The following is a 10662-nucleotide window of genomic DNA, read 5'->3' on the forward strand; positions in this document are numbered from 1 at the left end:
CGTGTCCGCAACGATCGGCGCCGATCGGGCTGATGCGGCCGCGGCCGCGATCCGGCACCACTACGACGCGGGCAACGACTTCTATCGGCTGTGGCTCGATGCGTCGTTGAGTTACTCCTGTGCGTTGCGCGAGAACGGCGCCGACACCTTGGAAGCCGCTCAGGAACGGAAATTGCGGTTCCATCTGGACGCGGTCGGCGCCGACAGCGCAACGGCGGTGCTGGACATCGGGTGTGGGTGGGGCGCGATCCTGCGACGCCTGTCGGAGCAGCACGCGGTCGCGCGGTCGGTCGGGCTCACCCTCAGCGCCGAGCAGGCCGAGTTCGTGCGGTCGCGCGATTTTTCAGGCGTCGAAGTGCGGCTGGAGAACTGGGCGCACTACGAGCCGGACATCCGTTTCGACGGCATCATCTCGATCGGCGCCTTCGAACACTTTGCCCGGCCGGATGATTCGCCCACCGAGAAGATCCGGGTGTACCGGGAGTTCTTCACCCGCTGCCGCAGCTGGCTGAACAACGACGGCGTGCTGTCGCTGCAGACGATCGTCTACGCCAACATGGAGCGCGAGCAGGCGAGCACGTTCATGCAGCGGGAGATCTTCCCCGACGCGGACCTGCCGACGCTCGCCGAGATCGCGGCCGCGGCCGAAGGCCTCTTCGAGATCCGCTCGCTAACCAATGGGCGTCTCGACTATGCGTGGACCTGCGAGGAATGGGCGCGAAGACTTCGGGCGAACCGTGCGGAAGCCGCCGAGTTGGTCGGCACCGAGATGGTCGCTCGCTATGAGCGCTACCTCAAGCTCTCCGCGCTCGGCTTCCGGATGGGCAAGATCGGCCTGCTGCGGCTGGTGCTGACACCCTACGGCGACGGATTCTTCGCGGGCCGAGGAGTGCGGGCCGGATGACGGTGCGACCATACGATCAGGTCGAGACGATTCGGACACGAGTCCGGTTCAACCCCTTCAGCGCGGAGTTCCGCCGCGACCCCTACCCTCTCTACCGGCAGCTTCGTGAGGCGCAGCCGGTGCACAAGACACTGGGGATGTGGGTGCTCACTCGGCACAGCGATGTGCGCGGGGTCCTGCACGACCGCTCGTTCGGTGCTGGACTGATTCCGCGGCTGGTCGGCGAGCAGGCCGAGCGACTCGGGCAGCACAATGTCGCGCGGATCGAGCGGCTGGGCCGGAAGTCGTTGGTATTCACCGACAACCCTGACCATGCGCGGCTGCGAGGACTGGTGAATCGGGTGTTCACCGCCCGGGCGGTCGCCGACCTGCGCCCCCTGGTCATACGGGTCGCCGAGGATCTGATGCGGCGAGCCTGGAACGCGGGCGGTTTGGACGTGATCACGGAGTTGGCTGCGCCCTTGCCGGTCACGGTGCTGTGCGAATGGATGGCCCTCCCCGGCGAGTTGCGCGAACGGGTCGGCCCATGGACCCACGACATTCGGTTCCTGCTGGAACCAGGGTTGATGAAGGCCGAGGACTTCGCGCGCGTGTGTGCGGTGGTCGAAGAGTTCGCTACCGCCCTGGACGGGGTGCTCGCCGAACGCCGGTCCCGGCCCGGCGCCGACCTGATCAGTCGGCTGCTCGCCGCGCGCACGACGGGTGGCGACATGCTCAGCGACGAGGAGCTGATCTTCGTCTGCATCATGTGCTTCGTCGCGGGCAACGAGACCACGAAATCCTTGATCGGTAACGGTGTGCTGGCACTGCTGCGGCATCCGGATCAGGCCACGCTGCTGCGGCGCAGGCCTGCATTGGTCAGAGCCGCGGTCGTGGAGTCGCTGCGCTACGACTGTCCGCTGCAGCTGACCAAGCGCCTGGCCACCCGCGATGCCGATATCGACGGGAATCGGATATCGGCCGGCGACCAAGTCCTGGTGTGCCTGGGCGCCGCCAACCGTGACCCCGCCGTCTTCGACCGACCCGACGAGTTCGATCTGACCCGCACCGCCGGGGATCATCTGGCCTTCGGCCACGGAATGCACGGTTGCCTGGGTGGGCTGCTCGCCGAACTGCAGGCGGAGATCGCCTTCGAATACTTGTACCGGCACTCGCAGGACCTGGAGCTACCGGATGGCGAGTTGGAGTGGCAGGACCACAGTTTCATTGTTCGTGGGTTGAAAAATCTACCGGTCACACTCCGGAGCGTTCGATGACCGTCCTGCGATCGACGAGGACGTGGCTGCGGCAGGACCGCGCCGAGGCGCCCGTGCCGCTGGTCTGCATACCGCACGCTGGTGCGGGCGCGTCATCTTTCAACCGTTGGCTCGGCCTGTTCCCGCCGGACATCGCCGCGGTCCGGGTCCAGCTCCCCGGCCGGGAGGATCTGTCCGGCGACCACCTCTTCCACCATCGGCATCGAGTGGCCATCGCGGCGGCGATGACGGCCGCATTGCAGTGAGGACCGACGTGCCGCACACCATTCTGCTTCCCGACATCCTCCAGCGTCGCGCCGCCGACGAGCCGGACCGGGCCGCCTACGTGTTCTTGGACGAGAACGGTTCGGAGACAACCGCACTGACCTACCGCGAATTGCACGACCGGGCGCTCGCAGTGGCGGTGGCGCTCGGATCCCGCTGCGCGCCGGGGGACCGCGCGCTGCTGGTGTTCCCGCAGAGCCTGGATTTCATCGTCGCGTACTTCGGTTGCCTCTACGCAGGCGTCATCGCGGTGCCGGTGAATCCGCCGCGCCGCGACAAGGTGCAGGAGGCGACACGAGCCATCACCGTCGACTGCGGGGCCGTCGCGGTGCTGACGCTCGGTGCGATGATCGCGACGTTGCGGCCGACACTGGCGCCGATCTGCGCGGTCCGGCATTGGCTTGCCGTTGACGACCTGCCCGTGGCGGGGACGGGCGTCACACCCACCGTCGCCGAGCTCGATGCTGTCGCGTTCCTGCAGTACACGTCCGGCTCCACCGCGGCTCCCAAAGGGGTCATGGTCACGCATCGGAACTTGATGGCGAACGAGGAGATGATTCGGCAGGCGTTCGGCCACGACCGGGATTCGACGGTGGTCGGGTGGGCGCCCTTCTTCCACGACCAGGGTTTGATCGGCAACGTGCTGCAGCCGCTGTATGTGGGGGCGACCAGCATCCTGATGTCGCCGACAACGTTCATTCGCAAACCGCTGCTGTGGCTGGAGACCATCTCCCGGTATCGCGCGCACACCAGCGGTGGCCCCAACTTCGCTTTCGACGCCTGTGTCGCGCGCGCCGGGGGAGAGGTGCCCGAGTTGGATCTGAGCAGCTGGAAGGTAGCGTTCAACGGGGCCGAGCCGATCCGCGCCGAGACGTTGTCCCGGTTCGCGAAAGCCTTCGCGCCGTACGGGTTCGATGCTCGGGCGCTGTATCCGTGCTATGGACTCGCCGAGGCCAGTCTGCTCGTCGCGGGCAGCCGGAAGGCGCGCGGTCCGCTGACGCTCGACGTGGATCCCGACGCGCTCGGCTGCGGGCGCTACGCCGATGCCGCAGCGAACCGGGCCCGCACCCTTGTCGGCTCGGGGCGCGTGCTTGCGAAGCAAGAACTGCGCATCGTGGATCCCGATACCGGGCAGGTCTGTCCGCCGGGTCGGATCGGTGAGATCTGGGTGTCGGGAGAACATGTCGCACAGGGCTATTGGGAGAATCCCGAGGCGACTGCCGAGACCTTCCACGCGCGATGCGCCGACGATTCCGCACGAACCTACCTGCGCACCGGCGACCTCGGTGTAGTGGTGGACGGTGAGCTGTATGTGGTGGGCCGGCTCGAGGACCTCATCATCGTTCGCGGGCGGAATTATTACCCGCACGACATCGAACACACCGTTCAGGCCGCGCATCCCGCGCTACGGATCGGCGGTGGTGCGGCGTTCTCGGTGCCCGGGCGTGACGGCGCGAAGCTCGTCGTGGTGCAAGAGGTCAAGCGTGACACGCTGGAGGCCGATGTCATCGACATCGTGGGCGCGATCAGGACGGCGGTCGTACAGGAGCACGAACTGGCCATCGGCGAGGTGGTGCTGACCCCGGCCGGCCAGGTGCAGAAGACCAGCAGTGGAAAGATCATGCGTTCAGCAGCCAGAAAACGGTATCTGGCAGGCGGATTCGGGACCTGGTCACCGCGCGGCGAAGAACCCGCAGAACTTCGAGCAAGGAGCTGAGCACATGCAGATCTGGCAAGCGGCAAACCCCGATTTCGAAGCGGCCGTGACAGGCGCGGTGCTCAGCATGCCGGCTGCCCAACATTTGGGTTTCGAATTCGGGCGGGTGGCTCCCGGCGAAGTCGAGATAGTCCAGCCGCATCGCAAGGAACTCACCCAGCACGACGGGTTCTTCCAGGGCGGCGTGCTCGGCTCCCTGGCGGATTTCGCCGCCGGTTCCGCGGCCGGGACCCTGCTGCAGCCGGGATGGGTGAACATGACGATCGACTACACGGTGAAGATCCTCGCCCCGGCGAAGGGCCCGAAGGTCGTCGCCCGCGGCCGGGTGATCAAGCCCGGCGCGCTCATCACGATCGCCGCGGCAGATGTCTACTCGGTCGACGGCGACGGCGAAACACTCTGTGCCACAGCGCTTGTGACCATGCGAAATGTGAAGCTGTTCAAATCGGACCGGGAGGAGCGGCAATGACCTCCGACGCATTCGTCTTCGACCCGTTCGCCGCGGGCTTCGCCGCGGATCCTTATCCCCACTATGCCCGGCTGCGCACCACCGCACCCACTCACGAGCATCCACTCGGGTTCTGGATCGTGTCGAAGTACGAGGATGTCGCCGGGCTGCAGCGGTCGGCGCAGTCCGTCGACGAGCAGTACTTGACCCGGCTGCCGTCGTGGAAGAGTGACAGCAGCAGGCTCGGCAAAGAAAACCGCATGATGCGCGGACTATCCATGCTGGACCGGGATCCGCCCGATCACACCCGCCTGCGCCGCCTCGTCGCCAAGGCGTTCACAGCCCGCGCGATCGAGGCGTTGCAGTCCAGGGTCGAGGCACTCGTCGACGCCGCCCTGGACCGCATCGCCGAGGCGGGCACCGCGGATGTCGTTGCGGAACTGGCATTTCCGGTGCCGTTCGGGATCATCTCGGAGATGCTGGGTGTCCCGGTAGTGGAGCACACCCGGCTGCGCGAACTCACCGCGATTCTGGTGCTGGCATTGGAACCCCTTCCCGATCCTGCCCTGCAGGCCAAGGTCCGATCGGCCAACCAGGAACTGTTCGCCATGGTCGGCGAACTGGTCCGCTGGAAACGCGCCACTCCCGGGGACGACCTACTGACCAGGCTCATCACCGCGGAACACGAGGGCGATGTCTTGAGCGAGGACGAACTGGTCGCCCAGGTCATGCTGCTCTACATCGCGGGCCACGAAACGACCGTGAATCATCTCGCGGGCGGGATCCTCGCCCTGCTACGCCATCCCGAACAGGCTCGTCGGCTACGAGAAGACCTGGGACTGGCCGACAACGCCGTCGCGGAACTGCTCAGATATGACACTCCGGTGCAACTGATGCGCCGAATCACCGTCGAACCCGTTGCCATCGGCGGCGCGGAGATTCCGCCCGGCAATTTGGTGATCGCCTGTGTCGCCGCCGCCAATCGTGATCCGGAATTCTGGGGCGCCGACGGCGACGAATTGCGCCTCGACCGGCCGAACGCGCAGCAGAACCTCTCGTTCGGCGCGGGTATCCATCACTGCCTGGGTGCGGCGCTGGTTCGGCTCGAGGCCCGAGTCGCCTTCTCGCGCTTCGTGCAGCGCTTCCCCGACGCCGGCATCGAGGAACTGCGCTGGAACGGCCGGATCAATGTGCGTGGCCCCGCCGAACTGTCGATCTCGGTGTAGCACATAGTTTTTCGGGAGACGGACAGAGGCATGCCGACAATCACGATCGATGGCGCACCGATCGCCTACACCGACACCGGAGCCCCGGCCGGCCGGCCGGAGGCGGCTACCGTGATGTTCGGTCACGGACTGCTGTTCGGCGGCTGGATGTTCCAGCCACAGATCGAGGTCCTGCGTGAGCACTACCGCTGCATCACGATCGACTGGCGGGGACAGGGCGCGAGTCCGGCAACCACCCGCGGCTACGACATGGACACCCTCACCGGTGACGCCGCCGCGGTGATCCGCCGCCTCGAAGTCGCTCCGGTGCACTGGGTCGGTCTGTCCATGGGCGGTTTCATCGGGCAGCGAATCGCGGCGCGTCACGGAGCGCTACTGCGCACACTGACGTTGCTGGACAGCAGCGCCGAGCCAGAAGATTCGAACAAGATCGGCGAATACAAGCGGCTGGCGCTCGCATTGCGACTGTTCGGCGCCCGACCGATCCTCGGCAAGATCGAACCCCACCTATTCGGTCCGAGTTTCCTCGCGAACCCCGCCAACAGACCCGCGATCGACAAGTGGGCCGCCCGCCTAGGGCGCTGCGATCGTGCGGCCGTGCGCAAGGCGGTCCTCGGCGTTGCCGATCGTGCGTCGGTCGAGCATGAGATCACCGCCATCACGATGCCGACGCTCGTCGTCGTCGGCGCCGACGACACAGCGACGCCGCCTGCACGATCCGAGCGTATCGCCGAGTTGATCCCGGCCGCTCGACTGCACACCATCGCCGATTGTGGCCACACCAGCAGTTTGGAACAGCCGACGGCGATCACGGTACTGCTAAGGGATTTTCTCGGCACCATCGACGGATCCTGATCGCCGGCCATGAGTCGACCGATTGACCAGCGAGCAGACACCGGACAAGATGAATCATGGGTGACTGTCGGATGTACGAATGTCGAATTGCTCGATGCCTGTCGGGACGGACGGCCTGACGCGAGCATCGAGTGCATGACGAATCCGATGTGGCCCAGGCGCGCGTCTTCTACGGATTGCTCGAAGCCGAGGCCGCTGCCCTGGATGCGATGCTGCGAACCCAGCTGACCCGGCGCGGGGCACCGCGGGCGACCACCGAGGCCCGGTTGCTGGATCGGGACATGCGCGAGGTGCGCCGCTGCTTGGATCAGTTGCTCGACCGATTTCCGGAACTGGGCCCGAACGAGCGCTGAGATCCGCTCGCCGACTGGCTCCGCCCAGCTGCGGGTTGGAACATGTCAGCCGGTTCGGCACCTCGATATCAGGGCGTGGCAAGGGATGCTCCAGCTGCGACCGCGCCACCCGCTGCTGCTGACCCGCCGCGTCGAATGCCGTGCTGGAGGTCCGCAGTTGTCGGCCCGGCGGCATGGTGGCTATAGTTTTATATAGTCAGCTGAGACGCGAACGAATCAGGAAGGCAGACATGACCAGAATCGAAGGTGCTATCGCCCTGGTGACCGGCGGGCAACGCGGCCTCGGCCGAGCATTCGCCGAGGAGCTCCTGGCGCGTGGCGCGGCCAAGGTCTACGCCACCGCCCGCAAGCCCGAGGCGGACGACGACTCTCGCATCGTCCCGCTCGAATTGGAGGTTACCGACCCGGATTCGGTTGCGGCCGTGGCGGATCGGGCCACTGATGTGAACATCGTCATCAACAACGCGGGTGTACTGCGCCCGGCGCCGCTACTGCATGCCGAAATGGCCGATGTGGTCGAAACATTCGAGACCAACGTCTTCGGCCCCCTGCGCATCGCCCAGGCCTTCGCCCCCATTCTCGCCGCCAACGGTGGTGGCGCCCTGGTGGATATCCACTCCGTGCTGTCCTGGAGCTCAGGGGCGGCGGCCTACGGTGCGTCGAAGGCAGCCCTGTGGTCTCTGACCAACTCCCTGCGCATCGAACTGGCGGCGCAGGGTACCCAGGTCGTCGGTATCCACCTCGGCTTCGCCGAGACCGACATGGTGAAGGGGATGGATGTCGTCAAGCTCAGCCCCGCCGCGGTCGCCGCCGCGGTCGCCGACGGCCTGGAACAGGGTGTGCACGAAGTTCTTGTCGATGAGTTCACCCGGCAGGTGAAGGCGTCCCTCTCCGGTCCCGTCGAAAACCTCGTCCTTCCCTTCCGTCGCTGAGACACCGCTTCACCCAAAGGAATTCGCCATGCCGCTCTGGCACATCTACCACCCCGCGAACACCTACACCCCCGAGGACAAGCAAAGCTTCGCCCGGGACATCACCGCCTACTACGCCCGCGTCGGCCTCCCGGAGTTCTACGCCGTAGCCCTCTTCCACGAACTGCCCGCCGACTCCTTCTACGTGGGTGGTAAACCCACCGCCGCCTCGGTGCGCATCACCATCGACCACCTCGCCCGGCAACTCGACGACCCTGAAATGCGAAAGCGCATGACGCGCGGCCTCGACACGCTCATGGCCCCCTATACGCACGACCGTGGCCTGCACCTCGAATTCAATATCAACGAGGTCGCCCGTGACACCTGGATGATCGCTGGTCTCTTCCCGCCGCCGATCGGCGGCGATATCGAGCAGACCTGGGCCAAGGAGAACAAACCCATCCCGTACTGAAGTCGGCGGCGGCGCACTTGTCCGAGGTATCGGATTCGCCAGGCGCACTGGGCTTTCCACCGCACCTGCGCGGCTCGATGGTCTCCGCCGCCGAGCTTTTCGATCAATCGACGGTCGAGTCCGTCGTCACCGCGATGACCACCGCGCTGGAGGCGATGTGAAGAAGTCAGCGCCCGGTGGTGCCGTCGATCAGTTCGCGCAGGATGTCCGCGTGGCCGGCGTGGCGGCCGGTCTCCTCGATCATGTGGGTGAGTGCCCAGCGGAGGCTGGGAGCGGGACGGTCCGGCCGCGATCGAGGGACCGGTGCGCCGAGATCGGTACAGCCGTCGAGTATTTCGTTGGCACGCTCGACCGCATCTCGGTAGCGGGCGACCACATCGGCCACGCTGTCGGCTGGTGATGCCTGAAACGTCGCCTGCCAGTCGGTGACGTTGTCCCCGAGGAACATCGAGCGTTCGACGAAAGTCAGGTGCTCGAGCAGTCCGAGCAGGTTCGTGCCCGACGGCACCGCGGCTGTTCGCACCTGCGGTTCGGGGGCACCGTCCACCTTCGCGGCGATCGAGGCCCGGAGGTAATCGAGGAATCCGCGCAGGATTTCGGTCTCGCTGCTTCCGGTCCGGGGCGGTGGGGTGTCGCCGCGGCGTCTGCGGCGCGTGGTGGTACTCATCAAGCCTCCTGTGGTCGGCACGCGCCCAGTCTTGCCACGCTCACCACGATCCGGCACGCCAACTTGCTGTTCCGGCAAGGTGGCCTCGTGGCGTCGGCGATGAGCTCAGCGAAATAACCTGTCAGTGCTGTGTTTCGGCGGCGGTCCGCAGGTCGGCCAGCCAGGCCTCGAGGCCCGCACCGAGAAAGTGGGTGGAGGTCGGCACGTCCGCTTCGACCTGGGCTCCGTTCCAGTTCTCCTCGGTGCGCACCAGGACGCCGCCGTCCACCGGGGTGAAGGTCCAGACATGAATTCCGCCGTCGATGCCCATCCCATCACCGATCGCCGGTCCGCTCCAGCGGATGCACCGGGCGGGCTGCAGCTGCTGGACGGTGGAGGTGATTGTCAGGGTGGTCGCGGGGGTCGTGGCGGTGGCGGGGGCGGGTGTGGTCCACCGGAATTGCGAACCAGCCTGCAGCGGCCCCGAATCCAGACGTTCGATGCTGGTGACGGGCTTCTGCCAGGACGGCCAGCGTTCAACGTCGGTCTGCAGATTCCAGACGGCATCCAGCGGTGCTTTGATCACGGCCTCGGTCCGGTAGTGAATCGGGGCGGCGGTGTCGATGCCCGCACCCTCGCAAGTCGGCGGAGCCGAGTCGGCTGGGCCGTCGGCATGCGCAGAGGTGACCGTGGCGCCCAGGAATGCGGCGGTCAGCGCGATCCCGAGCAGAGCGGCCCGCCCGCGGCGATGGATGGTGCCGGACTCCGCGTGCGCCTTCGGTGTGGCGGACAGGCGAGTGTCGTTCATGGTTCTGCTCCTCATCTACGGGCTCACACAAAAGTTTGTGAGCATCTATTGCAATGGTGAGATGGTATAACGCTTTCTTGGTGAGAGGCAAGAGCAAAAGTGATACCTTCTAACCGAAGATCGTGACGCACAGCCGGAAAGGGAGCGGCCCATGGCAAACCCAGGTGCGAAGACCCCGCGGGAGCGCTATCGAGTGCAGATGCGGGCGGAAATCAAGCAATGCGCCTGGCAGCAGATCGCCACGGCGGGGGCGTCCGCGCTGTCGCTGAACGCCATCGCCAAACAGGTGGGCATGAGCGGCCCCGCTCTGTACCGGTACTTCGCCAGCCGCGACGAACTGATCACCGAACTCATTCGCGACGCCTACCGCAGCCTCGCCGACACCTTGCGCGCGGCCCGAGAATCCGGCGCCGACCTGGCCGGACTGGCCTACGCGCTACGGGAGTGGGCCTTGGCCGACCCCCAGCGATACTTCCTCATCTACGGCACGCCCGTCCCCGGGTACCACGCACCCGACGACACCACCGAGATTTCGAACGAGATCATGACGATGCTGATCGAGGCATTCTCCGCGCTGCCCGCGGACTTACCGGCGACACCGTTCGACACCCACCTCGAACGCCATCGCCGATGGGCCGCCGACCGCTCGGTACCAACCACAGCTCTGCACCGAGCGGTGTCCTTCTGGACCCGGCTGCACGGTGTCCTCTCCCTCGAACTCGCCGGACATTTCACCGGAATGGAATTCGACCCGGCCCTACTGTTCGCCGATGAACTCGACGCCCTCATCACACACTGATCA

The 10662-nt window shown here is 66.1% G+C and carries 14 protein-coding genes; 12 read left to right on the top strand and 2 right to left on the bottom strand.

What is annotated here, in order from left to right; genetic code table 11:
• The first annotated feature begins 1 nt into the window (after position 1).
• From ON44_RS28780 to ON44_RS50530, 11 genes are all read left to right on the top strand, one after another.
• Positions 2–904, top strand: coding sequence for an SAM-dependent methyltransferase (locus ON44_RS28780; protein ID WP_040695607.1), 903 nt, complete (start codon positions 2–4; stop codon positions 902–904).
• On the top strand, positions 901–2160 hold the full coding sequence (locus tag ON44_RS28785; protein WP_051182552.1) for a cytochrome P450: 1260 nt from the start codon (positions 901–903) through the stop codon (positions 2158–2160). The genes ON44_RS28780 and ON44_RS28785 overlap by 4 nt, the downstream gene beginning before the upstream one ends.
• A complete protein-coding gene (locus ON44_RS51695) occupies positions 2157–2405 on the top strand; it encodes a thioesterase domain-containing protein (RefSeq protein ID WP_040695608.1) in 249 nt (82 codons plus the stop codon). The genes ON44_RS28785 and ON44_RS51695 overlap by 4 nt, the downstream gene beginning before the upstream one ends.
• A gap of 8 nt (positions 2406–2413) precedes the next feature.
• Positions 2414–4141: a fatty acyl-AMP ligase gene (locus ON44_RS28795; RefSeq protein WP_040695659.1), complete on the top strand. Its 1728-nt coding sequence runs from the start codon at positions 2414–2416 to the stop codon at positions 4139–4141.
• A 4-nt stretch (positions 4142–4145) separates the two neighbouring features.
• Positions 4146–4610, top strand: a complete 465-nt coding sequence (locus ON44_RS28800) for a PaaI family thioesterase (protein ID WP_051182553.1) — start codon at positions 4146–4148, stop codon at positions 4608–4610.
• Positions 4607–5815: a cytochrome P450 gene (locus ON44_RS28805; RefSeq protein WP_040695610.1), complete on the top strand. Its 1209-nt coding sequence runs from the start codon at positions 4607–4609 to the stop codon at positions 5813–5815. Before ON44_RS28800 ends, ON44_RS28805 begins: the two co-directional genes overlap by 4 nt.
• Positions 5816–5845: 30 nt before the next feature.
• Positions 5846–6670, top strand: coding sequence for an alpha/beta fold hydrolase (locus ON44_RS28810; RefSeq protein WP_040695611.1), 825 nt, complete (start codon positions 5846–5848; stop codon positions 6668–6670).
• A gap of 131 nt (positions 6671–6801) precedes the next feature.
• The gene (locus tag ON44_RS28815) at positions 6802–7023 is read left to right on the top strand and encodes a hypothetical protein (RefSeq protein WP_040695612.1); all 222 of its coding nucleotides are present in this window, start codon (positions 6802–6804) and stop codon (positions 7021–7023) included.
• A gap of 230 nt (positions 7024–7253) precedes the next feature.
• Positions 7254–7955, top strand: a complete 702-nt coding sequence (locus ON44_RS28820) for an SDR family oxidoreductase (protein ID WP_040695613.1) — start codon at positions 7254–7256, stop codon at positions 7953–7955.
• A 28-nt stretch (positions 7956–7983) separates the two neighbouring features.
• Positions 7984–8406: a tautomerase family protein gene (locus ON44_RS28825; protein WP_040695614.1), complete on the top strand. Its 423-nt coding sequence runs from the start codon at positions 7984–7986 to the stop codon at positions 8404–8406.
• 17 nt (positions 8407–8423) lie between these two features.
• A complete protein-coding gene (locus ON44_RS50530) occupies positions 8424–8567 on the top strand; it encodes a hypothetical protein (protein ID WP_157187342.1) in 144 nt (47 codons plus the stop codon).
• A gap of 5 nt (positions 8568–8572) precedes the next feature.
• On the opposite strand, the gene ON44_RS28830 is transcribed toward ON44_RS50530, so the two are convergent.
• Together ON44_RS28830 and ON44_RS28835 are read right to left on the bottom strand one after the other, a co-directional pair.
• A complete protein-coding gene (locus ON44_RS28830) occupies positions 8573–9073 on the bottom strand; it encodes a DinB family protein (RefSeq protein WP_040695616.1) in 501 nt (166 codons plus the stop codon).
• Positions 9074–9194: 121 nt separating this feature from the next.
• Positions 9195–9860, bottom strand: coding sequence for an SRPBCC family protein (locus tag ON44_RS28835; protein ID WP_083898207.1), 666 nt, complete (start codon positions 9858–9860; stop codon positions 9195–9197).
• A 151-nt stretch (positions 9861–10011) separates the two neighbouring features.
• Here ON44_RS28835 and ON44_RS28840 point away from each other — a divergent pair, with 151 nt between their 5' ends.
• Positions 10012–10659 carry a TetR/AcrR family transcriptional regulator gene (locus tag ON44_RS28840; protein WP_040695617.1) on the top strand — a complete coding sequence of 216 codons (648 nt, stop codon included), beginning with the start codon at positions 10012–10014 and terminating at the stop codon, positions 10657–10659.
• Positions 10660–10662 lie beyond the last annotated feature (3 nt).

It is taken from the genome of Nocardia vinacea NBRC 16497 (assembly GCF_000308835.1).
Lineage (GTDB): Bacteria > Actinomycetota > Actinomycetes > Mycobacteriales > Mycobacteriaceae > Nocardia > Nocardia vinacea.